Annotated in this window: 26 protein-coding genes, 1 pseudogene and 1 riboswitch; of the genes and pseudogenes, 14 read left to right on the plus strand and 13 right to left on the minus strand. The window is 46.9% G+C overall.

The annotated features are described in order from the left end of the window. Window positions 1–48: 48 nt before the first annotated feature. Both M3212_RS06020 and M3212_RS06025 read right to left on the minus strand, forming a co-directional pair. Window positions 49–1221, minus strand: a complete 1173-nt coding sequence (locus M3212_RS06020) for an endonuclease Q family protein (protein ID WP_251193055.1) — start codon at window positions 1219–1221, stop codon at window positions 49–51. Continuing rightward, window positions 1222–1767 (minus strand): NUDIX domain-containing protein, encoded by a 546-nt coding sequence (locus M3212_RS06025; RefSeq protein WP_251193056.1) that lies wholly within the window; start codon window positions 1765–1767, stop codon window positions 1222–1224. It abuts the gene before it with no gap. A 78-nt stretch (window positions 1768–1845) separates the two neighbouring features. Here M3212_RS06025 and mciZ point away from each other — a divergent pair, with 78 nt between their 5' ends. Beyond that, window positions 1846–2055 (plus strand): Z-ring formation inhibitor MciZ, encoded by a 210-nt coding sequence (gene mciZ, locus M3212_RS06030; protein WP_251193057.1) that lies wholly within the window; start codon window positions 1846–1848, stop codon window positions 2053–2055. Here mciZ and M3212_RS06035 read toward each other — a convergent pair. Then, entirely contained in the window at window positions 1956–3050 is a 1095-nt protein-coding gene (locus M3212_RS06035) for a DUF3866 family protein (protein WP_251193058.1), read from the minus strand. The genes mciZ and M3212_RS06035 overlap by 100 nt on opposite strands. 77 nt (window positions 3051–3127) lie before the next feature. Then, a complete protein-coding gene (locus tag M3212_RS06040; RefSeq protein WP_251193059.1) occupies window positions 3128–3649 on the minus strand; it encodes a TlpA disulfide reductase family protein in 522 nt (173 codons plus the stop codon). Between the two features lie 262 nt (window positions 3650–3911). On the opposite strand from M3212_RS06040, the gene M3212_RS06045 reads away from it, so the two are divergent. Together M3212_RS06045 and M3212_RS06050 are read left to right on the plus strand one after the other, a co-directional pair. Further along, a complete protein-coding gene (locus M3212_RS06045) occupies window positions 3912–4745 on the plus strand; it encodes an undecaprenyl-diphosphate phosphatase (RefSeq protein WP_251193060.1) in 834 nt (277 codons plus the stop codon). A gap of 304 nt (window positions 4746–5049) precedes the next feature. Beyond that, window positions 5050–5604, plus strand: coding sequence for a YpiB family protein (locus M3212_RS06050; protein ID WP_251193061.1), 555 nt, complete (start codon window positions 5050–5052; stop codon window positions 5602–5604). A 220-nt stretch (window positions 5605–5824) separates the two neighbouring features. On the opposite strand, the gene M3212_RS06055 is transcribed toward M3212_RS06050, so the two are convergent. Then, on the minus strand, window positions 5825–6466 hold the full coding sequence (locus M3212_RS06055; RefSeq protein WP_251193062.1) for an SDR family oxidoreductase: 642 nt from the start codon (window positions 6464–6466) through the stop codon (window positions 5825–5827). Window positions 6467–7075: 609 nt separating this feature from the next. Here M3212_RS06055 and M3212_RS06060 point away from each other — a divergent pair. Both M3212_RS06060 and M3212_RS22380 read left to right on the plus strand, forming a co-directional pair. After that, entirely contained in the window at window positions 7076–7678 is a 603-nt protein-coding gene (locus tag M3212_RS06060; protein ID WP_251193063.1) for a GNAT family N-acetyltransferase, read from the plus strand. 30 nt (window positions 7679–7708) lie between these two features. Further along, a pseudogene (locus tag M3212_RS22380) lies at window positions 7709–7862 on the plus strand (ISL3 family transposase); the annotation flags it as partial. Window positions 7863–7930: 68 nt separating this feature from the next. Here the strand turns inward: M3212_RS22380 and M3212_RS06065 are convergent. Next, a complete protein-coding gene (locus M3212_RS06065; RefSeq protein ID WP_251193064.1) occupies window positions 7931–8485 on the minus strand; it encodes a DUF2179 domain-containing protein in 555 nt (184 codons plus the stop codon). Between the two features lie 199 nt (window positions 8486–8684). On the opposite strand from M3212_RS06065, the gene M3212_RS06070 reads away from it, so the two are divergent. Beyond that, window positions 8685–9719, plus strand: a complete 1035-nt coding sequence (locus M3212_RS06070; protein ID WP_251193065.1) for a permease — start codon at window positions 8685–8687, stop codon at window positions 9717–9719. A 12-nt stretch (window positions 9720–9731) separates the two neighbouring features. Then, window positions 9732–10700: a TIGR03943 family putative permease subunit gene (locus M3212_RS06075; protein WP_251193066.1), complete on the plus strand. Its 969-nt coding sequence runs from the start codon at window positions 9732–9734 to the stop codon at window positions 10698–10700. Window positions 10701–10998: 298 nt separating this feature from the next. On the opposite strand, the gene M3212_RS22015 is transcribed toward M3212_RS06075, so the two are convergent. The 4 genes from M3212_RS22015 to M3212_RS06100 form a co-directional block, all read right to left on the minus strand. Beyond that, entirely contained in the window at window positions 10999–11886 is an 888-nt protein-coding gene (locus M3212_RS22015) for a peptidoglycan-binding protein (protein ID WP_285874101.1), read from the minus strand. A 323-nt stretch (window positions 11887–12209) separates the two neighbouring features. After that, window positions 12210–13826: a carbon starvation CstA family protein gene (locus M3212_RS06090; RefSeq protein ID WP_251193067.1), complete on the minus strand. Its 1617-nt coding sequence runs from the start codon at window positions 13824–13826 to the stop codon at window positions 12210–12212. Next, the gene (locus tag M3212_RS06095; protein ID WP_251193068.1) at window positions 13823–14356 is read right to left on the minus strand and encodes a hypothetical protein; all 534 of its coding nucleotides are present in this window, start codon (window positions 14354–14356) and stop codon (window positions 13823–13825) included. Before M3212_RS06095 ends, M3212_RS06090 begins: the two co-directional genes overlap by 4 nt. Before the next feature lie 271 nt (window positions 14357–14627). Then, a complete protein-coding gene (locus M3212_RS06100; protein WP_251193069.1) occupies window positions 14628–15146 on the minus strand; it encodes a PTS sugar transporter subunit IIA in 519 nt (172 codons plus the stop codon). A 289-nt stretch (window positions 15147–15435) separates the two neighbouring features. Here M3212_RS06100 and M3212_RS06105 point away from each other — a divergent pair, with 289 nt between their 5' ends. The 3 genes from M3212_RS06105 (at window position 15436) to M3212_RS06115 (ending at window position 18127) form a co-directional block, all read left to right on the plus strand. Further along, window positions 15436–15636, plus strand: coding sequence for a YjcZ family sporulation protein (locus tag M3212_RS06105; protein ID WP_251193070.1), 201 nt, complete (start codon window positions 15436–15438; stop codon window positions 15634–15636). Window positions 15637–15805: 169 nt separating this feature from the next. Continuing rightward, window positions 15806–15907: riboswitch (purine riboswitch) on the plus strand. Between the two features lie 95 nt (window positions 15908–16002). Further along, complete coding sequence (locus M3212_RS06110; RefSeq protein ID WP_251193071.1) at window positions 16003–16602, plus strand: xanthine phosphoribosyltransferase; 600 nt, start codon at window positions 16003–16005, stop codon at window positions 16600–16602. 13 nt (window positions 16603–16615) lie between these two features. Further along, window positions 16616–18127, plus strand: a complete 1512-nt coding sequence (locus M3212_RS06115; protein ID WP_251193072.1) for an NCS2 family permease — start codon at window positions 16616–16618, stop codon at window positions 18125–18127. A 192-nt stretch (window positions 18128–18319) separates the two neighbouring features. Here the strand turns inward: M3212_RS06115 and M3212_RS06120 are convergent, their stop codons facing one another. Both M3212_RS06120 and M3212_RS06125 read right to left on the minus strand, forming a co-directional pair. Further along, window positions 18320–19060 (minus strand): SDR family NAD(P)-dependent oxidoreductase, encoded by a 741-nt coding sequence (locus tag M3212_RS06120; protein ID WP_251193073.1) that lies wholly within the window; start codon window positions 19058–19060, stop codon window positions 18320–18322. Between the two features lie 32 nt (window positions 19061–19092). Further along, window positions 19093–20313 (minus strand): CynX/NimT family MFS transporter, encoded by a 1221-nt coding sequence (locus M3212_RS06125; RefSeq protein ID WP_251193074.1) that lies wholly within the window; start codon window positions 20311–20313, stop codon window positions 19093–19095. Between the two features lie 269 nt (window positions 20314–20582). Here M3212_RS06125 and M3212_RS06130 point away from each other — a divergent pair, with 269 nt between their 5' ends. The 3 genes from M3212_RS06130 to M3212_RS06140 all read left to right on the plus strand — a co-directional run bounded on the left by M3212_RS06130 (window position 20583) and on the right by M3212_RS06140 (window position 23004). Further along, on the plus strand, window positions 20583–20753 hold the full coding sequence (locus tag M3212_RS06130) for a hypothetical protein (protein ID WP_251193075.1): 171 nt from the start codon (window positions 20583–20585) through the stop codon (window positions 20751–20753). 160 nt (window positions 20754–20913) lie between these two features. Continuing rightward, window positions 20914–21462 (plus strand): tyrosine-type recombinase/integrase, encoded by a 549-nt coding sequence (locus tag M3212_RS06135; RefSeq protein ID WP_251193076.1) that lies wholly within the window; start codon window positions 20914–20916, stop codon window positions 21460–21462. A 57-nt stretch (window positions 21463–21519) separates the two neighbouring features. Further along, on the plus strand, window positions 21520–23004 hold the full coding sequence (locus tag M3212_RS06140) for a potassium/proton antiporter (RefSeq protein WP_251193077.1): 1485 nt from the start codon (window positions 21520–21522) through the stop codon (window positions 23002–23004). Between the two features lie 448 nt (window positions 23005–23452). Here M3212_RS06140 and M3212_RS06145 read toward each other — a convergent pair whose 3' ends face one another. Further along, window positions 23453–23812, minus strand: coding sequence for a hypothetical protein (locus M3212_RS06145; RefSeq protein ID WP_251193078.1), 360 nt, complete (start codon window positions 23810–23812; stop codon window positions 23453–23455). A gap of 105 nt (window positions 23813–23917) precedes the next feature. Here M3212_RS06145 and M3212_RS06150 point away from each other — a divergent pair, with 105 nt between their 5' ends. Continuing rightward, window positions 23918–24109 carry a hypothetical protein gene (locus tag M3212_RS06150; protein ID WP_251193079.1) on the plus strand — a complete coding sequence of 64 codons (192 nt, stop codon included), beginning with the start codon at window positions 23918–23920 and terminating at the stop codon, window positions 24107–24109. Window positions 24110–24869: the final 760 nt, after the last annotated feature.

Here is a 24869-nt window from a genome sequence, read left to right on the forward strand (position 1 = left end):
ACTCTTACTCCACTCTATGAATGGAAGGGAAAATCTATGACAAGTGTTCTATTCTATGCTTCTCCGCACTTTACCGTACGTCCCGCCCCCGCCGGCCTCTACCTCTAGTGAGTTTTCCCGCGCGGCGAGAATATCATGTGCGATCGAAGCAGGCACGACGTCGCGCAGCTCTTCAGCGGTCACACGGTGGATAATATCCATATCCGTTCCAAAGGCAGCACGCAGCTTTTCCAGCGTTTTCTTCCCGAGCTTCGGGATGAACTCCAAAGGAATCTGATGAACATAGGGCGGCCGTGAAGGAGGTCCTCCTTCACCCGATTTCAGCTCCCGCAGGCGGTCAGCCACTCCTTTAATCTGTTTGTGTGAGCCGCAGTCGGAACAAGCCGCCCCCGGAGCAGTCACCTCCCCGCAACCGGCGCATCTTGTTTGATAATATTTGCCGAGCAGTGGGTTCAAACCAAAATTGCGGACAATTCTCCGTCCCTGCTCATTTTTCAACGCCCGTTTAAATTCAGTGAAGCTCGGCTGCTCCAGCCGGATCATTTGATATTCGCGCGCCATCTTTTCAAGCGAATGGGCGTCGGAGTTCGTCAGATAAGGATAGCGGTGCAGCTCTTCAACCTGATCCGCCATCGTCGTATCACTGCTCAGACCAAGCTCAATCGCGTCGATTAAATTCGGATCAAAGATTTCCGTCAAACTCCGCTTCACTCCTTTTCCATAAACACTTTTAAAAGGAGTGAACACATGGGCCGGTATGAAAAGGCCGTCGAGCTCACGCACTTTACTTTGCACCGTCTCAGCCCGTTCATACACCCGCTGCGAGCTGAGGCGCGGATTTTTCATCCGTTTCGCCAGCCAGTGACTAAGTTCGCGCATGCTTTCCAATGTCGGCATAAATAGAAGAACATGAACCGGCCCCTGGCCGGCTTGATCAAACAATTCAATTTCCGTGCCGAGAAACAGTGTCACTCCCGAAAATTGCAGCCCCCCGCCTTCAAGCGGATAAGCGGTCTGTTCCATGACTGCCTCTTCGATTTGCGCAAGCACCTCATGGACGTGACAATCGATCACACCAACAATATCAATTCCTTTCGTATCAGCAGCCATCTTCAGAATCCGTTCCAACGTTAAAGAGGGAGCAGCCGAAATTTTCACTGCTTCCCCCCTTCTCGTTCTTCCGATATGAATATGTAAATCAGCAATGTAATCATGCAGCATTTACGTTCGCCCTACTTCCTTAAGCTTCATATATTGCACAGCGAAGGCGGTCTTCGCGTCATAAATCGTTTGATCGCTTATCATCCGCTCAGCCTCCTCCAATGTAACCTCAAGAACATCGAGAAATTCATCAGCATCCAACGCCCCTTCCCCTTTTTCAAGGTCAGCGCATTCATACAGGTGAATCAGCTCATCGGCAAACCCTGGGGATGTGTAGAAGGAAATGAGGTAATTGAGCGCTTTCGGGCGGTAGCCGGTCTCTTCCTCCAGCTCTCTGCGCGCCGCTTCGTCCGGCTCTTCACCCCGTTCAAGCTTGCCTGCCGGAATTTCGACAATCACTTTATCAAGCGCCTTCCGGTATTGGCGGACGAGCACGAGCTTTCCTTCCTTTGTAATCGGAAGAATCGCCACCGCGCCCGGATGCTTAACGATCTCACGTTTGCTTTTTTGTCCATTTGGCAGCGTCACATCGTCGACTTGTAAATCGATGACTTTCCCTTGATAGATCGGGGTTGTTTTTATCGTCTTTTCAAAAAGATGATCCACATTCTTTCCTCCTGTTCTTTTTCAGCGTCTTCTCTCATAGCAGTGTATCATACTTCTAAACAGAGAGGACGGACAGCCATGAACATTTACGTCCATCAGCACGGTGTTGTTTTAACAGGAAAAGCATGGGAAATCAAAGCAAAGTTAAAAGAGCTCCGCCACTCCTATCCGACTGTCGAGAGCTGGCTTCAATCAGTTGAAGGGACAAGCTCCAGACCGAAGCGCACTGCTTCGGCGACGGCCAAAAAGAAAGCCGGATCATCGGCAAAGCTGCGTCCCATCGTTTGAAGCGGCAGCTTTGCCGCCTTCAGCGCACGCAGGAAGGCAGTTTGAGCCTGATTACGTTCAGCGAAATGAATCTGATGCCGGCACTGAAAGCTGACTTCCTTTAGCTGCTTCCTGATCACTTGCCGATACTGCTCATCAAGATAAGGCAACGGAAGAATCACCTCTTTTAACGTAAACCGGCTTAGCGGAGTGAGCGTGTGATGACTGAGGCCATAATGGCGCTCCCGTTCATCCGCAAACGAGAGGCGCGGAACCCAGATCGGTGTACCGCCAAGGGCGCTGACCGTATTGGACCAGTTCGCCTGGGCCATCCCGCTGAAGCCGTAGACGGTTCCTGTGCCAACGACGCCGGGCCCGACCGAAATGATAATCATCTCCGCCCGCAGCACCGTCTTGGCAAATTGCAAGGCGGAGGCGAGGGTAACCGCTTCATATTGCCCGCCGAACGCCTGACCAACCGTAATCGAGGAAAAATACTCTTCACGGTGCAGTTCACGCAGCTGATCGCTGAGGACAAGCGGCAAGGCGGCCTGATCGTCAAAAATCACGCAGCAGTTGATCCCCTTTCGCAGCTCCTGCGCCATGTAATACATTAGCGGAACCATGCTGTGAAGCTCTGCCAGCCAGACGTGAGTGTCCGCTAATGAAAACGGCTCACAAAAAACGTCATGGAAGTCACTTTGCTGCTCTTCAACAGTGAGCACACTATGCTGGACAGGGGTGTAGCGCGCCTTCATAATATGTCCTGCTTCCCCGCTTCCCGCGTTCATCCCGTTATGATTTACAGCCCGGACGCGGACAATATCCCAGCCGCCTGTCCCAAGCTTGAGCGTTGTCGCCGTCGTATTGACCCATACTTGCTCTCCGGCCTTTACAGGTGGCGTAAAACGCTTAAATAAGATGGCGCGCCCCGCTTCACTGTCTGTTGTCAACTTCTGTATCTCTTCATCCTCATACCATACAGCTAACACCGTTGCCTTCGTTTCTGTATACATATCTTCACGCCCAACTTCGTCACATTTTCTCCTAGTGTACCCCGTTTAGGCAGAAATCATGACGGCGCTGCTCGCCACTATTGATCAAGCAAAGGCAAAATCAGCTCCTCCAGCCCTTCATATGTTACTTCGCCTGCAATTCGCTCTTCAATGACCCCGTCCCTGTTAATAATGTACGTGACCGGGAGACCCGGAAGCTGATACTGATCATAAACATATCCATCTTCATCGAAAAAGACAGGTAACGTAATATTCATTTCTTCAATAAACTCAGCAGCATCCTGCAAAGTACGTTCTGTTTTTTGCATATTCACCGTTAGCACCGATAACCCTTGAGCGTGGTAATCATCCTGAAGCTGCATAAGGGCAGGCATTTCCTCCCGGCAAGGCTCGCACCACGAGGCCCATGTATTTAAGACGATCACATTTCCGAAATAATCATGAAGCTCCCCCACAGGCTGCTCATACATCGGCAATTGAAAATTTTCCGCCACCATTCCCGGACTGTTTCCGACTTCCTGTCTATCTTGAAACAGGAAAAGACATACTACTAACAATCCAGCTAGCACAACTACAATACCAGTTAGCTTTCGTTTCATTCTGACCCTCCTACTGTCTTTTCTTTCCTCATTATAGAAAGAACACTTTCTAGGGCGCAAGCATCAAAGATGAGGATACTTCTTTTCCATTAGGGAAAAGTTTGCTAAAATGAAACAGTTAAGGCGGATCAATAAATAACAGTTCAGCCGCTAAAGCCTGTTTCTCTGCGGCTTCGCTGTCTTTATTTATCCGTCCGATTTATGCTTTTGTTTTTCTACATGGTAGGAATGACTATTTTGTGAAAAAAGGACGGAGACACACATGTCAATCTTAGAAGCATTAATCTTTGGCATTGTCCAAGGAATTACAGAGTTTTTGCCAATTTCGAGTACAGCCCACATTGTTATCACCCAGATTTTGCTCGGTTATACGTTTCCCGGACTCGGGTTTGAAATCTTTCTTCATTTAGCATCGATTTTAGCTGTTATCATTTACTTTAGAGCCGATCTGTTGACGATTATAAAAGGGTTTTTCGGATACATAACGAGCCGTTCCGCCGAACACCGTACTTCCTTTTATTTCGCTCTTTATATTATCGTCGCCACCTTTATTACGGGGGTGCTTGGCCTCGTGCTTGAAAACGCGATCAGGGATGTGTTTAAAACACCGCCGTTTATTGCTGCCACGCTGGCTCTTACAGGACTGTTCCTGATCATTATTGAACGGTTCGCCCGGCTTGGAAACCGGACGGAAAAAGAAATGACCTTTGTCGATGCGATCATTGTCGGTCTCGGTCAGACGATCTCCGTCATGCCGGGAGTATCCCGCTCAGGCGCAACTTTAATTACGGCTTTGTTCATCGGCTTAAACAAGGACACCGCTGTTCGTTATTCGTTTCTGTTGTCGATCCCGGTCATCCTTGGCTCAACCGTGCTGGCGATCGGTGATTTTATGGAAGGCTCTATCATCGCCGATATTGGCGTCGCTTCTTTAGTGATTGCTTTCCTTGCTACGTTTGTTTTTTCATGGCTCGGCATCGTCTGGTTAATTGATTTCTTGAAAAAGAGCAAGCTGATTTACTTTGCGCTTTACTGCTTTGCCGCTGCGATTTTTGTCTATTTTTATCTCGACAACAGATTCATCATTGATCTATAGGAGAGGCTGGAATATCATAATGAAAAAGGTTCCAATCATCAGCTTGTGATGGTTGGAGCCTTTTTTGGTTTTCCGGCCTCGTCTTAGCTTGAATTAAATTTTTTTGAACGTCCTTTTCTAACCCAGTTTTGAGTTTTCTTTGCTGTCATGTCCACGAACTGGCTTGTTTGGTTTGGCTCCTTCCCTTTCCACGTTGTTTCCTTCTTTCAGTAAGCCAAAAACAATGAGAGATTTTCTTACATCGTTAAAAACGTAAAAAAGATGTATGTTACACTGATAGAAAAGGTTTTAAGGGTGATCAACAATGGGGAAGTGGGTATCCGTAGCAGAGAAACGTCAATTTCTTAAATGGTTCCTCGCACAGCAGCAATTAAAACGAAAAGAAGCGGGGCGGGTACTTGAATATCTCTTGCAGCATTATCATTTGCTTGAGCAAGTCACCTTTACAGAGGAAATCCGCAGCCGGGAGCGGACCATTGTCATTTCATCGCTCCAGTCTGAGGAAACGGGATTTGCTTTTCACCTGTATCGCAAAAAAATCGATGATCCGGCACGCGCCATCGGCGAGCTTCAAGCGAATCCGGCCGATCCGGTCTACATTATCCTCCACTTTCATGGCAAAGCGCATAATCAGCACTATTTACAAATGCTTGACTCCGAGTCAAGGGAATACATTAAGCATTATAAGCAATTTCGTGAATATAAAAAGGAAGCCGGCTCCTTGATCGAGGCCGTTCTGATCGAAACAGAGAAAAGCACCCTCCTAAAGCAAATTGACGAAGCACTTGACCAAAAGAATGAGCAGCGATTCAAACAGCTCGTTAAGCAGCTGCAGAAGTTAGAAGCTCAAACTTCCTGACGTAGTAGGTCACTAAACAACAACCGGCCGACCATGGCAATGGAAGTCTATATGTCTCGCGCGCTCCCAACCTGGAGTCCACCTCACATTTCCAAGGCAAGCAAAAAAGCTTGAGGAATAGAGTGATTTTTCACCTCTTCCTCAAGCCCAAGGCCACTGTCCTATTCAGCGCTACATTCGCTTCTGTCCACGCCCCTTTATATTAGCGCTTTGAACTATTTCATTCCAGCGCATCGAGCGCGTCGACAATCGGTGTGTCTCCATTCAAAATTTCAAACGTTTTGTGAATCGTCTGCTCGCGCTCGACCACATTGGCGAGGACAATCGCGACATCCTCTCTCGTGATCGTATTATCCCGAACTTTAATTTCCGGTTCAAGCTTAATTTTTCCCAGAGCGGGATCATTGGTTAAGCTGCCCGGCCGCACAATCGTATAATCAAGCCCGGACCATTTCAAATGGTCGTCAGCCAGCTTTTTCGCCACCAGATAGTGACGAATCCGATCGCTTTTATCAGGGTCGACCGTTCCCATCGAACTGAGCATAACAAAACGTTTAATCCCGTGCTTTTCCGCCTCGTCAATTGTTTTGATCGCTCCCCAGAGATCGATCAAAATCGTTTTGTCCGCCCCGGTATGGCCGCCCGAGCCCGCTGCAAAGATGACGGCCTCAACACCGGCAAACGCCGCGCTGATATCCCCTTCCAAGTCGGCGACAACCGTTCTTGCCGCGCCAAGCTTCAACAGCTCCTCGGCCTGCTCTTCCTTTCTGATCATCGCTACGGGCGAATGACCAAGCTCCTTGAGCTTCGTCAACAAATGCCGCGCTACCTGTCCATTTGCTCCAACGACTAAAACATCCATAAGTGATCTCTCCTTTCGCCGATTAGATTTCCCTTCTCCCCTCTACCGTAAACAAATTCAGGTCGCACGGTCAATTAAAAAGCTCGCTCCGGCACGCGATACGACGGCTAATGTTTAAATTGAATTATCTGGAATGCTGTGTTAATCAAAAGTATCATAATAGTATCAAGTGTAACGAACGAGGCAAGGTAGTGAAAGAACAGTTTTTAGCAACAATCGCCCCATTCGTATTGGAGAATAGAGAAATTCAGTTATACAATTCCAGAATACATGGCCACTGAGAATATAGACAAAATGATGAGAAATAAGATATTTGAGTTGATTAAACCGGAATATGAAATTTTTTATCAAATTATTGACGAAGGTATGTCCCGTAAAGAATTTAAAAGTAATCAATCAGCTGATGGCTTATATTTTATACAGTACGCTCACAGGTTTAAGCATTACACAATTCTTTGGTTATCGTGATAAACAATTTCTCATGCTTTATCAGAGTGCAATAGATATTTTTCTAAAAGGAATATCCAATAATTCCCCTTAAAATAGAAGGGTTTTTAAAATAAGCTTTAATAAACCGAACGGTCAGTTAAATATCAAGGAGGAATCTAAATGGAAAGTTATGAAATTAGAGTAAGGCCAATGAGAGGGGTTAAAGAAGATGTATCTCGTGAGGTTGCAGCCGTTTTTGTTAATGGATACGAGAAAGATTTAGCTTTTCTCTCAAATAATCGAGAAAGGTTAATTGAGGCGTTTCAGAAAATGATCTGTACAGATGTTTTTTACTTTGCCATTTTAGAAGGGGATATTGTTGGAATTCTGGCTTGTTCCAATAACCAGAAGCGAGCATTAACAATTGATAAGTCAATTTTGAGAGAGTATTTTGGCTTTGTGAAGGGGAGCATGGCTTATCATTTTATGAAAGATGAGTTCAATAAAAAATTGCCCTACCAAGATGATACAGCTTATATTGAATGTGTTGCTACCACAGTTAAGGCTAGAGGTAAAGGTATTTCAACTGCTCTGATGAATTACGTATTAGAAACTGAGAATTATCATCGCTATACGCTGGAAGTTGTGGATACAAATGAGGTTGCTTGTCGATTATATAAAAAATTGGGTTTTACAGAGTTCGAACGGAAAAAAGAAAGTTTTTCAAAACTGAAAGGCTTTACGCATAGAATTTATATGGAATTGTATGTCGCCAATAAGTAAATAGAGATTTAAAATACTGGGTTGCATTATCTGTTTAATGAGAACCTTCATTAAGAAACGTAAGCCACGATTTAATTCAAGTCCTTTCCATGTTAACGCTACTTTCAATTGGGATGAAGGAACAGACCGCGTCATAACAAACAACTATGGTGTCGATTTTTCCACACTTACCTCCACCAAATAATCCGAATACCAAAAAAGAATGTCCTGAAAAGCGTTCGCCTTTTCAAGACATTCTTTAACAGCTGTACGCTAGGATACTTTCGCTTTGCTGCGCATGAATTTCTCTTTTCTTTTTTTCATTGCTTTTGTAATATAACCGCCTTTGAAGTTGCGCGGTTCGTACGAGACGATGAAGGCACTCGGTTCAAACTTGCTGACAATTTCAATAAATTCCTTCTCACGATCCCGTCTAGCCGTACAATCCAACCGGTAGCGTCTCGCTTCGTTCATCCCTTCCACTTCTGCGGTTGAAACACTGAAGCCCACCTCACGCAAGCGGTTTGTCAGGTCTTCGTTTTTTTGCATTATATTTACTTCGATCGTTACATAACCGATCGCCAGCTTCTGTTCAATTATTTGTCCAATATAGACACCAATTCCAAAACCTAATGCATAGGAGATCATATTCATATAATTCGATAAATCACTAAAGACAATGCCAAGCGCGACAACGTAAATAATCCCTTCAAGCATGCCCATCGCCGCCGCTTTTTCCTTCATTCCCTTTACCATCATAATCGTACGCAAAGTCAACACCGGGACAAAAAGCAACTGGGCAACAAAAATAATCAACGCCTGCAACATATTTGATCACCTACTTTCTAAACTTAACAACTACCGTAGTGTAACAGGAAATATTCCGATAAGCCAGCCTCTTTTTTTGCTTTTTTTTGGATTGCTACATTTCTGTTACAATCAGCCGCTCCGGCCTGAATTCTATCAATTTATGGTAAAATGACAGAGAAGCAAATCATGCGAACGAACGTCAAGGAGTACCGCTGTTATGCACAATGTAAAAGAGCGTTTTCTTTCATTTACTAAAGACTTTCTCGGCTTTCTCTTACTTATTCTCTTTCTCGTATTATTTTTCACAATTGAATCTTTTAAAAATGAGCAAGCAGGCTTCACTGTCCCGGACACCTGGCTGCAGGTAAACACGATCTTTCTCAGTATTGTTCTCGAAGCAATTCCTTTTATTTTACTTGGCGTCTTCGTTTCAGCTCTGATTCAAATTTATGTCAAGGAAAGCTGGATGCAGCGCTTTTTGCCGCAAAACGCATACGCCGCACTTTTACCTGCTGCTATTTTAGGTACAATCTTTCCGATTTGTGAATGTGCCATCGTCCCGATTGTCCGTCGGTTGATCAAAAAAGGCATGCCTCTCCATGTCGGCGTCGTCTTCCTTGTCGCTGCGCCGATCCTTAATCCGGTTGTCGCCGCTTCAACCTTTTTTGCCTTTCGGACCGACCTTACCGTGTTATATGCCCGGATGGGACTCGCTTTCATCCTCTCAATCATAATTGGAGCAATCTTGTACATAGTCTTTAAGAACAAACATCATCTAAAGCGAACAAAGCATGAACATACCCACGAGCATGTCGAAGTGATGACTGACTCGCACACTCCTGCAACACGGTGGAAGCAAACGCTCTACCATGCCGCCGATGAATTTTTTCTGATGGGGAAATATTTGATACTCGGCGCTTTCATCGCCGCGCTCTTCCAGACATTTCTTGACCGCAACTTCCTGCAGGCAATTGGCGGGAATGAGTGGTCGGCCACAGCGGTGATGATGGCATTCGCTTATTTATTGTCGCTCTGTTCGGAGGCCGATGCGTTTGTCGCCTCATCCTTTTCCAACATGTTTACAACCGGCTCGATCGTTGCCTTTCTCGTTTACGGTCCGATGCTCGATTTAAAAAATACGATTATGCTATTCGCGTTCTTCTCAGCTCGTTTTGTCATCGTCTTCATTCTGACTGTTACGCTGACCGTTTTTCTCGCTGTGATGGCACTTCAACTTAGCGGGATTATTTAATAAGGAGGGATCATGAATATGAAGAAGCATGCTGATCTCGGCTTCCATGCTTATATTCGAGGGATTATTTTAATTGGCTTTGCCCTGTTAATGCTCGCTTTTATCATCACCGGCAATATCCGTTATTATATTGCTCCGACGATGATGCCTTTTATTTACTTTGCCACCGTTGTCTTTCTGCTGCTCGGTGTCGTCCAGATTATCAGAAGTACCGCGAAAAATGAAGAGACGGAGCATGCCTGCGATTGCGGTGCCGACCACAGCATGCCTGGCTCATCGGCCGGCAAGCTGCTCGTTTATTCGATTTTCATCATTCCGATTATTCTTGGATTTGTGTTGCCGGACAAAGTATTGGACAGCTCAGTTGCCGCTAACCGCGGGATTCAGTATGGCTCCGGGATTCTTACCGAACAAAATCCCGTTCCTTCACCGGACCAGCCGCCCGCCACAGACACATCAAGGGCGGAGGCGTTTTTAGCGGACCCTGATGGCTATTACGAGCAGCTTGAAGCGGGGGATACTGACGCTGATGAGTTCGACCCGCGCGACTATTATGTCGAGGAAGGCTTCAAACAATATTACGAGGACTTAGCCGAAGAGTTTCATCAATCAGAGTCCGTTATCGTCACCGAGGAAAATTATCTTGATGTGATGACGATCCTCGACCTTCAGCTCCCGCGCTTTATCGGTCACACGATTGAGATCACCGGCTTTGTCTATCGGGAGCCGGAATTCGCCGACCACCAATTTGTCGTTGCCCGCTTCGGCATGACGTGCTGTGTCGCTGACGCCGCCGTTTACGGAACGATGGTCCACACGGACGACGCAAGCCAGTTTGAAAATGATACGTGGGTCAGACTGCGCGGCATCCTTAACCAAACCGAATATAACGGCTATCAGATGCCACTCGTTCAGTTAAAAGAAATTGAAGTGATTGAAGAACCGGAAAATCCATATGTCTTTCCGCGGTTCAGCTTTTAAGGGCTTGGCAAACGGTAAAATCAACCTCCCTGTCCCATGGACATCCTCTCAGACTGTAGACAAAACGGCTTTGAGAAAAAAGGACACTCTCAAAGCCGTTTTGATTTTTCCTATCGGTTTCCGGATATGGCGCTGTCGGTTCGGTATTGTTGAGGAGAAGCAACCTCGCTTTTCCCACTAGAAAAGCGAAGGCGAAGAGCTAAACCTTGACTACGAAACAAAATAAGCCTGTCGGAAAAGTCGACAGGCTGAGAGGATGTCCCAAACCACCGATTGTGTGTTGGACATCCTCTTCATATTATTCCATAATCGTGACCGTAACGGTTCTCCGTCCGAACGACAGTGCCTCTTCCTTTGTCGGCACATGAAGATCAATTTTATTCCCTTTAATGGCCCCGCCTGTATCACCGGCGATCGCTTCCCCGTAACCTTCTACATAAACACGGGTTCCAAGAGGAATGACGTTGGGATCAACAGCGATCACTTTTTGCTGACGATTTTCGCGCAGATTAATACCCGTAGCAGTCACCCCCGAACAGCCCTGACAATCAGCGGTATAGGCGGTCGCCTCCATTTCCAAAACAGTGGCTCCCTCATCTCCAGCTGCTGGCTCACTTGTCGCTGCCTGAACGAGCGGCTCTATCTCCGCTTCCTTTCCCGACTGCTCCATCTGTGCCAGCTTCGCAAAGGTTTGTGGGCCAGCAATACCGTCGCTGGCAATTTGCTGTGAAGCTTGAAAAGCTTTTACAGCCTGCTTCGTAATCGGTCCAAAAATTCCATCTGCTTCTATTTGATCATCGCCCCATTTTTGAAGGAGCTTTTGCAATTCTTCAACGAGAACGCCTTCGTCGCCTTTGCTTAACATTAGCAATGCGCCTAACGTGTGCGGCCCGGCGATGCCATCCGCTGGTAAACTCGCTTCTTCCTGAAAACGTTTGACTGCTTCTTCTGTATCTGCATCATATTTTTCCGTAATGACTAGAGAGTCTATTCCGGCTTGCTCAACAAGCAATTGTTGCAAAATCCCAACCTCTTGATGCTCGCTCCCCCGTTCAAACTCGGTAGTTGTTAGCTGAGCTGGTTCCTGAGCTTCTGACAGAGCCGGTTGCGTGAAAAAGAGAACTCCTGCGGCTGCAATTGGGAATCCGATGTGACGTATCAATCGTGATGGTCGATTCGGTTTCAAATAAAACCCTCCTTATGTAAATGTCTCACCGAATGCAACGATATCAGCCAAGCCTTCAGGAAGCAATGGATTCCGACCTGTTTTAACGAAAACGAAATCGCCTTGTAAAGCACATAACCGAATGTAAACAGGCTGTTACAAAACTGAAACGATGAGGCAGGACTCAAAAGGTTGTTTTTTTGCCTCTGATCCCCTCCTTTACGAAACAGGTTCAAAGCGGCAAGACGGAACCGGAGCCGCTTTTTCACACAACAAAAAAGCCCGGGGAGAAAAATTTCATCTTCCCCCAGGCTTGAAGCAGCGAGCACCTTTTACGTATCCGCTTACATTTTGACCGTCGTGTCCGCTTCCTCTTCAAAGATCGAGCGCCAGCCTTCGATCGCCAGGAACACACATAGAACAAATAAAGCGAAGGCAGAGCCAAACAGCAGCCAGTTGCCGGCAACAAAGTTGTTATACATCAATACGCCGAGTGCTGCCACCGTTACGACAAACATAAAGACCATTGGGATGACGACGTAGAAATTGCGCGCGCCCGTTTTCTTAAGCCAGACAGCGACAGCAAGCAGGGCAAGAGCACCAAGCATCTGGTTGGCTGATCCGAATAACGGCCAAACCTGCTCCCACGTGCCGGTCAAGGCCAGTGCAGCAGCACCGATCAGCCCGGTAATTGTCGCAACATGACTATTTTGGAACGCTTGCGGCGCCCGGTTTTCACTGATTTCCTGGACAGCGTAACGCATTAAACGCGTCGCCGAATCGAGCGTCGTTAGCAAAAATGCCGATGCCGTTAAAGCTGTAAACGTTACTGCCACTGATTCCGATATTCCCCAGAATGACATAAAATAACCGATCCCTGCCGCAAATGTCCCAATCGGGCCGCCTAAAGCATCTAACCGGGCCGCAAAGTCAGCCTGAGTTAAATAAGCAACAGAGCCGATCGCGATGATTGCCAGGAAGGCTTCAAGCAGCATCCCGCCATAGGCGATAAACTTTCCGTTTCGTTCATTATCAAGCTGCTTCGCCGTCGTCCCCGATGAAACAAGGGAGTGGAAGCCGGAAATCGCCCCACAGGCAATGGTAATAAAAAGAATCGGAAACAGGAAGCCCATCGTTTCATGATTAAAGCCGGTATAAGCCGGCAGCTGAATCGTCGGAGCCGCAATCAATATGCCGACAGTCGCACCGATGATCATACCGTACAGCAAGAAAGCGTTTAAATAATCCCGCGGCTGAAGCAGCAGCCAGACTGGCATAACCGAAGCCACGTACGCATACCCGAGTAAGATCAGCGACCACGTCGTTGCGCTTAAGTGCAACGGGAACGAGATGCCGACCCAAATCGCGATCAGCATCGCCACAACTCCTAAAACGCTGCTGATGACAAAATTCATTCGTAACTGGTTAACCAAAAAACCGAAGATGATGGCAATTCCAATGAATAACATCGACGCCGTCGCCGCTTCCGGCACGGACACAAATGTATTCGCTACCAAAATCATGAAAACACCGACGATCAGAATCAGGGTCGCAATTGAAAAGGTGAGAAACAAGACTTGCCCTCTGCCACCCATATATTCTTTAATAATCGTACCAATCGATTGTGCTTTATGACGAATGGAAGCCTGAAGCGAGGTATAATCGTGGACACCGCCAATGAATATACTTCCGACAATAATCCAAATAACAGCGGGCAGCCAACCGAAGACGACGGCCGCAATTGGACCGGTTATCGGCCCCCCTCCGGCAATCGTTGCAAAATGATGGCCTAAAAGTACGGGTTTTTTTGCCGGTACATATTCCACACCGTCATTGACAGCCACTGCTGGTGTCTCGCGTCCGGGATCAACTTTCAGCTCGCGTTCAAGAAACCTTCCATAAATTCGATAAGCTAACAATAGAATAACGCCGGATATCAATAATAATACTAAAAAGTTCATGACTTCGCTTCCTCCTTTGTTAAGGCATTTTCAAACCCTTTAACAAACTCTCTCCCTTTTTTGTGCACAAACACATTTTTCTCTTGTAAACTAACGACGGCCATATAACGATCAGCCCAACCGTGCCAGCCATATTTCAAAAATTTAATTTTACGCGCCCGCCTTATCTCCTTCTGCACCTTCTTATCAACCGGACCATCGACGACAATCACTCCAAGGAAATAGGTCGACATATGCTCCTGTTTTTTCGGGACGAAGGAAGAAATATGTTTATCTATTTCAGCGGCAAACTGCCTGACTTCGGCCACGCTGAGAGCTTGCTCCGCCTTCCTGACAAAAACATACTGTTGATTTTCCACGCTCCATACTTTGATCGATTTTGTCATCAAGTACTTTTCATCCCGTCGTTTAAATTCCGCATAAAAAGCGAGTGGAAGCTCACCAATCTTTTCGTCACGGTAGACATTAAACTGCATTGTGTACTGATTCGCCATCGTATTCAAATATTTGTCTACACTTGTTTGTGCCATTTCATTACCACCTCAACCACACTTTTGTTCTCATTCCCCCTCTCAAGAAGTCGGCTATCTCCCCCTTTGAAGTTTATTCCTGCTACTGGATAATTAGTAGGAATATTCAATCAATTTAAAACTCTTCTAAATTATACATTATTTCAGAAAAGAATCTAATCAACCTAAAGACCTATATAATTTACTAAAAATAGGTTGTTTAGTTTAATAAAAAGAGGGCTTCGAAAGCAACTGCTTTTCGAAACCCTCCCAGAAGACCGGACGTGTCTCCTTACTTGGAATGCCGGATCGTCAGCAGCGGCGTTTCCCCCGCCACTGTTTCTGTAGCCGGCTCTTTGATCACGCTATCCAATTGATCCTGATTGGTGATGATTACAGGCGTTAACGTGCTGGCGGCTTTTTCCTTCACCAGATTAAGATCGAACTCCACCAGCAGGTCGCCAACTTGAACCTGATCTCCCTCTTTCACGTGAGCTTCGAAGCCCTCCCCATCCATCGTCACTGTTTCAAGACCGATATGGATCAGCACCTCTGCTCCGCCGGCTGTCTTGATTCCAACCGCATGCTTCGTCGGAAAAACCTGAACAATCTCCCCTGAAACGGGAGCAAGCACGCTTCCATCCGCCGGATCAATCGCAAACCCGTCGCCCATCATTTTCTGAGAAAACGTCGGGTCCGGCACATCTTCTATCGAAACAAGCTTTCCCGTCAGTGGAGCATGAATCATCTCTTCCTTTGGTTGAATCGGGGAAGCCTCTTTTTTATCAAGACCGAATAATTTTTTTAACATCGTTTTTCGTCACCTCTCTGGAGTTTTCCGTCGGTTTAAGTCATTCTTTCTTTTTACTTTACCCTCCGTGTTTCATTATCAAACAACTTAGTTCTTTTTTTCAAGGGAGATGCCATAATTGTTCGCTGAAATATTAGGAATGACGGCCGAACCGTAACCAAACGTTCAAAAACATTCATTTGATGCCAGCCTCGCTAAAGATGTACAGCTAATTTCCGCATTTGATGAGACCGTCCTCTCCCCCGATGCATAGTCTATACTATCTTCTGATGAAAGGCGGTGGATAAACATGGGATTTTTCGGCGGATCAGGCTGCGGATGCGGTGGTTACGGCGGTAGCTACGGCGGCGGCTATGGATATGGACCGGTTGCCGGCGCTGGTTATGGTGGCGGCGGCTTCGGCGGTGGCGCTGGCTGCGGTGGCGGCTTTGCGTTAATCGTAGTCTTGTTTATTTTGTTGGTTATTATCGGTGCTTCTTATTGTAAGTAAGAAAAACCGACGGGGGGCTCCGCTGGAAATGTTCCGGCAGGAGCCCCTGCTTTTTTGCTTCGCACAGGCAATGAGCGAATGAATTTTCAGAAATATAGGCTATCATTCGTTTTTTTCGAAAAAAACCTTTTATTATCTTTCATTTTGTTCTATACTATCCCCTATATACAAACAATCCACCAATTAAACTCGTATAATCGTGGAGATAGGGTCCACAAGTTTCTACCGAGCTGCCGTAAATGGCTCGACTACGAGTGATAATTTGTACACCGTACGTAAAAAGTCCGGATGTCAAGTTCTCACTCTGCGGGAGGGAAGCTTGACGTTCGGGCTTTTTTTGATTGGACGAAAAGGGAGAGATTACAGATGGAAGCATTAAAGAAAGCGATACAGGAGCGCGGTAATGTGCTTTCTGATCACGTGCTGAAGGTTGACAGTTTTCTAAACCATCAAGTTGATGTCGAGCTGATGTCAGCGATTGGCGCCGAGTTTGCAAAACGCTTCGCCGATGAGCGCATCACAAAGGTGTTGACCATTGAGTCATCCGGTATAGCGCCAAGCTTCATGGCGGCTCATCATTTGGAAAGTCCGCTTATTTTTGCCCGAAAAAAGAAATCACTGACGATGAATGATAACGTCTACCTCAGTCAAGTGTATTCGTTTACGAAACAGGAGACGAATGACATCACCGTCTCGAAAGATTTTCTTCAGCCTGGAGACCGCGTGTTGATCATTGATGATTTTCTTGCCAATGGACAAGCTGCCAAAGGACTGATCGATATTGTCGAGCAGGCCGGAGCCAGCGTCAGCGGCATCGGCATTGTCATTGAAAAATCATTCCAAAATGGACGGCAGCTCCTTGAAGAACAGGGCTACCGGATCGAATCATTAGCCAGAATTGACGCCTTGTCCGACGGCCAAGTCCGCTTCAAAGAGGATCGTCTGTCAACCACGTCTACCAACTAAGGAGAGAATGCAGATGTCTATAAGAGAAATTCATTATCCATTATATAAAAAAGAAGATACGGATGCTTTTTTTGCCTTATTTCAAAATAATCTCGCTAATTTCGTCGTCATCGCCGTTACAATGCTCGGGCTTGGCTTTCCAGCAAGCATCGTTTTTGGCAAAGTGATTCCCGGCGCGGCCGTTGCTGTTATTGTCGGCAACCTTTATTATGCCTATATGGCAAAACGTCTGGCTCAAAAGGAAGGCCGGACAGATGTCACCGCCCTTTCCTACGGGATCAGTACACCGGTCATGTTCGTGTTTTTATTCGGAGTCCTCGTTCCGGCTCACGCCTTAACCGGCGATTATGAGCTTGCCTGGAAAATCGCTGTTGCCGCCGCCTTTTTAAGCGGGCTCGTCGAAGCACTTGTCAGCTTCAGCGGCAATTGGATTCGCGCGCGGTTACCCCGCGCCGCCCTGCTCGGTGCGATCGCCGGGGTAGCGTTAACGTTTGTCGCCGGGGAAATGCTGTTTAACACCTTTTCCATCCCGGTTGTTGGTCTTGTTTCGTTAGCCATCATTCTTGTTGGCATTGTTGGAAAAATCGCGATGCCGTTTCGCATCCCGGTCTCTCTCTTTGCCGTTCTCGCTGGTACGGTGCTTGCTTTCGCACTTGGTTTTCAGTCGACCGATCAAATTAGAGAAGGCTTTGCCAACATCGGCTTCTATCCGCTCCTGCCTTCGCTCGCCCCATTTGAGGGAATGAGCTACCTGTTCGGTGCGCTGATTGGTATTTTGGCTGTTCTTATTCCGATTACTCTGTATAATGCGATTGAAACGATGAACAATGTCGATGCGATGGCTGCTGCTGGAGACTCTTATGACGTCCGCGAATGCCAGGCGGTTGATGGCATTGGGACGATGATTGGCGCCATTTTTGGCGGCTTGTTTCCGACTACTGTGTACATCGCTACAGTCGGCTCAAAGGAAATGGGAGCCGGTCGTGGCTACAGCATTCTAAATGCGATCGTCTTTGCTCTCGCGGCGATGAGCGGCCTGATTGCAGCACTGGCTGCGATTATTCCATTGGCAGCAGTTGCGCCGGTCCTTGTGTTCGTCGGAATGTCGATGATCGGAACCGCTTTTGCTTCAAACGACAAGAAGTATTACCCGGCTGTTGCTGTGGCGATGCTTCCTTATCTGGCAAACTATGTGATGACCCGCTTTAATAATGCTGCCGGGGAAGTGGTGGCCGGCATTTCAGAAGGAATTGTACCGCTCGGTCAAGGAGCGATGTTCACGGCGATCCTGCTCGGCGCGATGACCGTCGCAATCATTGATCGCCATTTCCGTCAGGCGACGATTTTCGCCCTTATCGCCGCACTGCTGTCATTTGTCGGCTTCATGCACGCCCCGGCTCTCGCATTCAATGCAGCAGGCGATTTCGCCATCGGCTATTTGTTAGTCGCCGTATTCTTTATCTACTGCGCTTTTGCCAACCGGACTGCGGCCACAACCGAAGATCCACTGAAAAAAGCAGCATAAGAAAAGAGCTTAGTGAAAAGGGTAGCTTTCCCTTTTCACTAAGCTCGAAGCAAGATGTGAAGTCTGCGCCTGCTTTTAAAACCATGTGCAGACTCCACTCACCATTTCGCGGATATGCCATGCAATAGCTCCACTCATTGCTTAGAGGCTGGGGCAAAAGGTTAAAAAAACAACCTTTTGCCCCAGCCTCTTCTACTGTTCATAAATCATTTTTCGGGTCATGCCTCCGTCAATCGTGATGGTTTCTCCGTTGATAAATGAGTTGTCGTCGTCCGCGAGGAACAGGCAAGCACGCGCGATATCATCAGGGTCGCCGACGCGCTTTGAAAAATGCTGGGCGTGATCCTGCTCACGCAGCTCCTCACGCTTTCCGGTATGAATCCAGCCAGGGCTGATTGCATTGACCCGGATCCCTTCTTCCTGAAATGAGGCGGCCAACGCATGCGTGAGTGCGACGATGCCGCCCTTTGAAGCGGCGTAGGCCTCAGAGTGCGGCTCGGACATGGCTGCCCGGGTCGAAGCAATATTAATGATCGCCCCTTTTTTCTGCTTACGCATCACTTTTGCGGCTTCTCTCGAAAAAAGAAAGACGCTTCTTACATTTGTTGCCAGGATGTCATCCCAGTCCGATACACTTAACTCAAAAGGAGAACTCCACTTCGATTTACCGGCGTTGTTAATGAGAACATCAATTCGGCCATATTGCTGGTGAACATGGCTGACAAGCTCAATAATTTGCTCCTCGTGCCTGACATCACAGCGGATCGCATGAGCTTCTCCATTTCGTTTGCGGATATCAGCAGCCACTTCAGCCGCCGCCTCCATTTCCATATCGGCCAGAATGACGACGGCCCCGCTTTTCGCAAACGCCCGGGACACAGCCGCTCCGATCCCTTGAGCCGCTCCTGTTACAATGACAACACGCTTCTCCATTTTTTCTCCTCCTTTTTTCTCTCTCATATAGCTTAGCTTGCCTGCTTTTGAAAAAGTACCCGGTCCTGTGTGGCATACATCCCTGAGACAACCATTATAAGACTGAACCCGACCAAAAGGAAAATGGCCGGCGACCAGGAATGAAAGTAGTCAAACAGATAACCCATGAAGAGAGGGCCGATCGCCGCTAAAAAATAGCCGCCGGATTGAGCCATTCCCGACAGGTTCGCAGCCTCCACCCCATTGGCGGTGCGCAAGCCGAATAGCGTTAGCGCCAAGCTGATGCCAGCCCCCTGTCCGAGCCCAAGCAGCACATTAAAAAGGGTAAGCGAAGCGACACTACCGCCGTTGTACAGGCCGATAAAGCCGATAAGATAAAGCGCGACAATAGCCAGTACGATCGGCCTCTGGCTCTTCAGCCGCACGGCCAGGATCGGAACGGCGAGCGTTGCCGGCAAGCCGGCAATTTGCATGATCGTCAGCAACCATCCCGCTGTCGGCACATCAACTCCACGGCTTATGAGAATTTCCGGCAGCCAGGCAATTAAGCAATAAAAAATCGCCGATTGAAAGCCCATGAAGATCGTTACCTGCCAGGCTAAGGGAGAGCGAAAGAGCGAGCTGCTTGCTTCAAAGACCGGTAACGTCTTTGTCTTTTGACGGGCGCGCAATTGCGGCAGCCAGACGAGCATCCCGGCTCCTGACAACAGAGCCCAAACGGCCAACGCCTTTTGCCAGCCGAGGCCAACCGTCTCCGCAAGCGGAATGCTTACTCCAGAAGCCAAAGCGGCCATCAACGACATTGACGTTGTAAATACTCCCGTCATGACGCCCATCTTTTCAGGGTATTTTTCTTTAACGATCGCCAGAATTAAAACGTTACAAATCGCGATCCCCAGTCCAATCATCGCTGTGCCAACAAATAAAGCCGGCAAATATCCCGTGGAGCGCAGGAGGATTCCCGCAGTCAGCACAACTAAGGCGAGAAAAACAACCGTTTCATTTCCGAGCTTTCTTCCCAATTTCGGGGCGACGATGGAAAAAACACCGAACGCAAGTAACGGCAACGTTGTTAAAAGTCCGATCGCTGTATTGGACATTCCCGTATCGGCGCGTATCCAGCCAATTAGCGGTCCAACAGAGGTAATAGCCGAACGCAGGTTAAAAGCGGCGATAATAAAGGCGGCAACAAACAACCATGTACTTAATGGGACATGCTTACTTCCAGATAGAGTATTATTCTTTATGTTCATCTCTGTCTCCCCTTACTTCATACCCGCACTTTTCTATTTAAATCCTGTGCAAGATATCGTAAAAATCCAACAATTTATTAATTTCCATATTGTAACATGAAAATGATCTTTAGTGTGACGAAAGAAAGACGTTTTTTTCGTGGACTTAACCAAGGATCCTTCACCGTCCCGCTGATTTTTCTTTAAAGCAACAATCAAGTAACGAATCAATGTTTCATTTTCCTGATAATCGAGAATATAAATAGAAACAGACGGATGGAGGTGAGGCTATGTATATCCTGCTCAGCTTCGCGCTGCTTGTTTTCGCTTTGATTGGCGCGACTTATAATATTGGCAGCTATGCGATTTATGTATTTTTGGCGTTAGCCTTTATTCTTCTTTCCGCGCATATCCTCAATCATGTGCCAAAACGTGAAAACATCGCCGAAAAAGTAGAATAGTTGAAGTCAGCCTGAGGATGGGGCACTGGCTTCGAGCCTGAGAAAACGGGGAAGCATCACCCGTTTTTCTCAGGCTCTTTTTTATCAAGTCAAATGATTATGAATGTTACTTAACTATGTGTTAAACTGTTTTTATGTCACATTTCAACTGAGGTTTACGATGGAATATGTGGATCCGATCCGAAAGATCGAGCAAATAAATCAAATTAAAAGGCTGTTAGCAGCGCGTTCTTCCCGTGATTATTTACTGTTTGTCATGGGCATTAATACAGGGCTTCGCATTACTCAGTTGCTTTCTCTAAAAAAAGAAGATGTTATGAAGCAGGACTGCGTGCGTGATTTTCTTTTTGTCGCTTCTATCGACGAAGCGATTTATCTAAATCAAAGCGTTAAGTTAGCCCTTCAGCACCATCTTGCTGAAATGAAGCAGGCAGACGATTATTTGTTTGCTTCCGCAAAAACAGGTAAGCCGATCACAAGACAGCAGGCATATCGTATTATTTCCCAGGCGGCTCAGCAGGTGGGCATCCCGGGAAAAATCGGCACTCATACATTGCGGAAAACCTTCGGCTATCATGCCTACCGGCGTGGAATCGCAATCTCCTTCTTACAAAAACGCTTTAATCATAAAACCCGATCAACAACCTTGGACTACATTGGCGTGACAGCTGAAGAGAACCGGCCTCCAGAGATAGACGTCGATTTGTAATTCCTCTTTTACGCTCATATTAAAGACAGATCAAATAAAGGAGTGGAGACCACTACTATGATGAATCAGGCTTTTTCCATTGATTACTTTATATTGCTGGCCGGACTGCTGCTCGTGGCAGGTGTGATCACCGCCAAGTTCTCGACGAGGCTAGGCGTTCCCGCGCTGGTCCTTTTCTTGCTCGTCGGAATGCTTGCCGGCAGTGACGGCCTCGGATTTATTTATTTTGATAATCCAACGTACGCCCAGCTTATCGGGATACTCGCCTTAGTCATTATTCTATTTGAAGGGGGCTTGCAGACGAAGTGGACCACCATAAAGCGCGTCGCCGCCCCTTCCTTATCTCTGGCCACAATCGGGGTGATTTTGACCTCCTCCGGTGTCGCCGTTGCCGCTAAATTCATCTTGGATGTGTCCTGGCTGGAAGCTTTTCTATTTGGAGCAATAGTTGGTTCGACTGATGCGGCGGCCGTATTTGCCGTTCTAAAAGGAAAGAACATTCGTAAGCGCCTCGGTTCAACTTTGGAAGCAGAATCAGGAACGAATGATCCGATGGCAGTTTTCCTTACGATTTCCTTTATCGAATTAATAGCGTCTGATCAGCCAAATTACCTCTTTATGCTCGGTTCATTCTTTTGGCAGATGGGCATGGGAATTGTGTTTGGCTTTGCGCTCGGTAAGGTCGCCTCGCTTGCAATCAATCGAATCAACCTCGACTCGAGTGGCTTGTACCCTGTGTTTGCTTTAGCTTTTGCTCTTTTAACTTACAGTGTTACCGCTCTTATCGGGGCAAGCGGATTACTGGCTGTTTATGTCGCCGCCTTGCTCATCGGCAATTCGGACTTGACCTACCGTCATTCGATTTTCCGCTTTAACGAAGGATTCGCCTGGATGATGCAGATTTTAATGTTTGTCATTCTCGGCCTTCTTGTTTTTCCAACACAGCTGTTCGACTGGGGTATCATTATTCGCGGAGTCGTTTTATCTTTGCTACTGATGCTTGTCGCCCGGCCAATCGCCGTTTTTCTTTCCACGATTGGAATGGGATTTTCCATCAAGGAACGTACCTTCCTTGCCTGGGCGGGCCTACGGGGAGCTGTACCGATCGTACTGGCGACATTTCCGATGATTGCTGGACTGGAAAACAGCCAATTGTTTTTTAATGTAATCTTTTTCGTCGTCCTCACTTCGGCACTTATTCAAGGATCGACGATCTCCTTTTTTGCTGAAAAGCTTCATTTAACTGGCACACAAAAGCCGACACCTCTGCATTCGCTTGAGCTTGTCTCGATCGGAAAAGCCAATGCCGAAATTATCGAGATTGAAATAAGCGAGAATAATATAGTCGTAGATCAATCATTAGCCGAGATCTCCTTTCCGAAAGATGTGCTCGTGAATGCGATTATCCGCCAGGGAGATTTAATTACTCCGGCCGGTGATACTCGTTTACGGGCCGGCGATATTCTCTACGTTCTCGTCGCCAAGCAAAGCAAGCAGGCGGTCAAAACATTATTTGCCGACAAAGAACCGCAACCGGATTAAAAACAGACTACCATTAGCAGCACAAACCAGAACCATCGTTTGTGCTGCTGTTTTTTTGCCGTATAAGAGAAGATCGACCAGCCCCTGAGATCAGATAGAATCCGTTTCGGATGTAGGGACTCTGGAGATCGTGTTGGGAAGACTATGATGATATGACAAACGTAACCTCAAAGAAAGCCCGCTTAGAAATCATAGCCAAGTTTAGTCTTCACGATTAAAAGATACTTGACTAATCATAAGAAAGAGCTGGGCAAAAGGTTTTTTATACCTTTCGCCCAGCCCTTAGCTCTTTGATGGTCAGGCTTACGAAAAAGCTTTAATGCCGACGACAAAATGAATGAAGGCAAACACGACAATCATCATCACAATCCCAAAGGCCAGGCCGGTAAGGGATTCCTTGATATGAAAGTTGTTTTTATTCATGACATTTCCTCCTTTGTTTTCGTTTCTATAACGGAAACAAAGAGGAAATAAATGTACTTTGGAATTTAACAGGCAGCAGCAGCGCCTTCGTTTTTAATAGCGGAATCGCCGAACTCAGCCAGTCACCGCCCGGCAGTAACTGTCGGTCGCCGCTCTGAATCGCCGCTTCTTCTATCTTTTTCTTTTTGAGCGGCGGAGGCGGGTAGCTAAGATCACAGGAAGGATCGACATCTGCCGTCACATACAGGAGAGGCAGATTCTGCTTGTCCTCTACCTCCTGATTAAAAGCAGGCAAAGGGGCAAAAAGCGCAGATAGAAGCAGACTGATTACGAGCAATCCTTTTCCGAGCATCCATCTCTCCCCTTCCCGCCATTTTACTTTCATTATAAACAACTTCTCTGACGCAAGCTACAAGATTTTCCTGGAACCGTTCCAGCGCCGGATAGACGCGCCACTCGTTACATATGCTACTAAAAAGGAGTGATAAAGATGAAAAAAACGCTGACGGAGCAATACGAAAACGCCGCTGACGCGAAAGAACAAGTGACGATTCAAACCGACGATTCTCTCCCCAACAAGAAAAACATACCTGGTGATTCCGTGGAGGCGCATAAAGAACTGGAAAAAGCCAATGCCCTGATCACAGGGGAAGAAATCAGACAGCAGAACGAAAACCTGTAGCTCTCTCACCCCCTCGCCTTGCACCTTCATCGCTGTACGGCCTCAGCTGATCCTTTAAAATCGATACAGCTGGGCGAGAGTCGGATTTAATGGCGATAGATACGACAGAGAGCTTGAGCCTGAAGGTGGTATCCCCTTTTGGCTCAAGCTCCGATGCAATTTCTTCGAAACTTTGTATAGAAAAAAATGGATCACCTGTTCTTTATTTGATTCCACTAGAAAAAGCGGACGTGATGGGAGGGGCGATTCCTGCCGAATGGAACAGGAGGTTAAAATCCAACGGCGCAACCGGTTCGTTCAACGCCCGCCTATGGAAAACGTGCCCCCTATCCCGGTAGCGAGGCCGATGAACCACATCCTCCCTACTAATGAAAAAGGCTTGTCGACTTTTTCGCCATACAAATTCCTTCAAAGTTTTTTATTATTTTTCATTTCCTAAAAAAATTTTCATAATTTATGACAATTTTCAAAACAATTTACCCAGGACAATTAGCATAAAAGTGTTATCGATTGTATGCTTCACCCCCAGAATTAAAGAGATGCCGAAATAAAGACCGTGATTTTGACCCGATGGCAGTCCCCAGCTTTACGTAAAAAGCTTACTTGTCAAACGACCAGTCAACTTCCGCTTTTCAAGTTGCATAACGTTTAAATAAAGGCCGATCCTATACCTGAAGTGAAATCATGCATGTTAAATATTGCTTTCTTATCGTATAATAGACCTATAAGGACTTTTTGCTTGTTTATGACAGAGGCGCAG

It is taken from the genome of Halalkalibacter oceani (assembly GCF_023715705.1).
Classification (GTDB): Bacteria; Bacillota; Bacilli; order Bacillales; family Bacillaceae_D; genus Halalkalibacter; species Halalkalibacter oceani_A.

Bases quoted from the DNA above. Each gene is read 5' to 3' on its own strand.
- M3212_RS06020 (WP_251193055.1), bottom strand. From the start codon at position 1,221: ATGCTGCATGATTACATTGCTGATTTACATATTCATATCGGAAGAACG.
- mciZ (WP_251193057.1), top strand. From the start codon at position 1,846: ATGAACATTTACGTCCATCAGCACGGTGTTGTTTTAACAGGAAAAGCA.
- M3212_RS06035 (WP_251193058.1), bottom strand. From the start codon at position 3,050: ATGTATACAGAAACGAAGGCAACGGTGTTAGCTGTATGGTATGAGGAT.
- M3212_RS06040 (WP_251193059.1), bottom strand. From the start codon at position 3,649: ATGAAACGAAAGCTAACTGGTATTGTAGTTGTGCTAGCTGGATTGTTA.
- M3212_RS06045 (WP_251193060.1), top strand. From the start codon at position 3,912: ATGTCAATCTTAGAAGCATTAATCTTTGGCATTGTCCAAGGAATTACA.
- M3212_RS06050 (WP_251193061.1), top strand. From the start codon at position 5,050: ATGGGGAAGTGGGTATCCGTAGCAGAGAAACGTCAATTTCTTAAATGG.
- M3212_RS06055 (WP_251193062.1), bottom strand. From the start codon at position 6,466: ATGGATGTTTTAGTCGTTGGAGCAAATGGACAGGTAGCGCGGCATTTG.
- M3212_RS06060 (WP_251193063.1), top strand. From the start codon at position 7,076: ATGGAAAGTTATGAAATTAGAGTAAGGCCAATGAGAGGGGTTAAAGAA.
- M3212_RS06065 (WP_251193064.1), bottom strand. From the start codon at position 8,485: ATGTTGCAGGCGTTGATTATTTTTGTTGCCCAGTTGCTTTTTGTCCCG.
- M3212_RS06070 (WP_251193065.1), top strand. From the start codon at position 8,685: ATGCACAATGTAAAAGAGCGTTTTCTTTCATTTACTAAAGACTTTCTC.
- M3212_RS06075 (WP_251193066.1), top strand. From the start codon at position 9,732: ATGAATATGAAGAAGCATGCTGATCTCGGCTTCCATGCTTATATTCGA.
- M3212_RS06090 (WP_251193067.1), bottom strand. From the start codon at position 13,826: ATGAACTTTTTAGTATTATTATTGATATCCGGCGTTATTCTATTGTTA.
- M3212_RS06095 (WP_251193068.1), bottom strand. From the start codon at position 14,356: ATGGCACAAACAAGTGTAGACAAATATTTGAATACGATGGCGAATCAG.
- M3212_RS06100 (WP_251193069.1), bottom strand. From the start codon at position 15,146: ATGTTAAAAAAATTATTCGGTCTTGATAAAAAAGAGGCTTCCCCGATT.
- M3212_RS06105 (WP_251193070.1), top strand. From the start codon at position 15,436: ATGGGATTTTTCGGCGGATCAGGCTGCGGATGCGGTGGTTACGGCGGT.
- M3212_RS06110 (WP_251193071.1), top strand. From the start codon at position 16,003: ATGGAAGCATTAAAGAAAGCGATACAGGAGCGCGGTAATGTGCTTTCT.
- M3212_RS06115 (WP_251193072.1), top strand. From the start codon at position 16,616: ATGTCTATAAGAGAAATTCATTATCCATTATATAAAAAAGAAGATACG.
- M3212_RS06120 (WP_251193073.1), bottom strand. From the start codon at position 19,060: ATGGAGAAGCGTGTTGTCATTGTAACAGGAGCGGCTCAAGGGATCGGA.
- M3212_RS06125 (WP_251193074.1), bottom strand. From the start codon at position 20,313: ATGAACATAAAGAATAATACTCTATCTGGAAGTAAGCATGTCCCATTA.
- M3212_RS06130 (WP_251193075.1), top strand. From the start codon at position 20,583: ATGTATATCCTGCTCAGCTTCGCGCTGCTTGTTTTCGCTTTGATTGGC.
- M3212_RS06135 (WP_251193076.1), top strand. From the start codon at position 20,914: ATGGAATATGTGGATCCGATCCGAAAGATCGAGCAAATAAATCAAATT.
- M3212_RS06140 (WP_251193077.1), top strand. From the start codon at position 21,520: ATGATGAATCAGGCTTTTTCCATTGATTACTTTATATTGCTGGCCGGA.
- M3212_RS06145 (WP_251193078.1), bottom strand. From the start codon at position 23,812: ATGAAAGTAAAATGGCGGGAAGGGGAGAGATGGATGCTCGGAAAAGGA.
- M3212_RS06150 (WP_251193079.1), top strand. From the start codon at position 23,918: ATGAAAAAAACGCTGACGGAGCAATACGAAAACGCCGCTGACGCGAAA.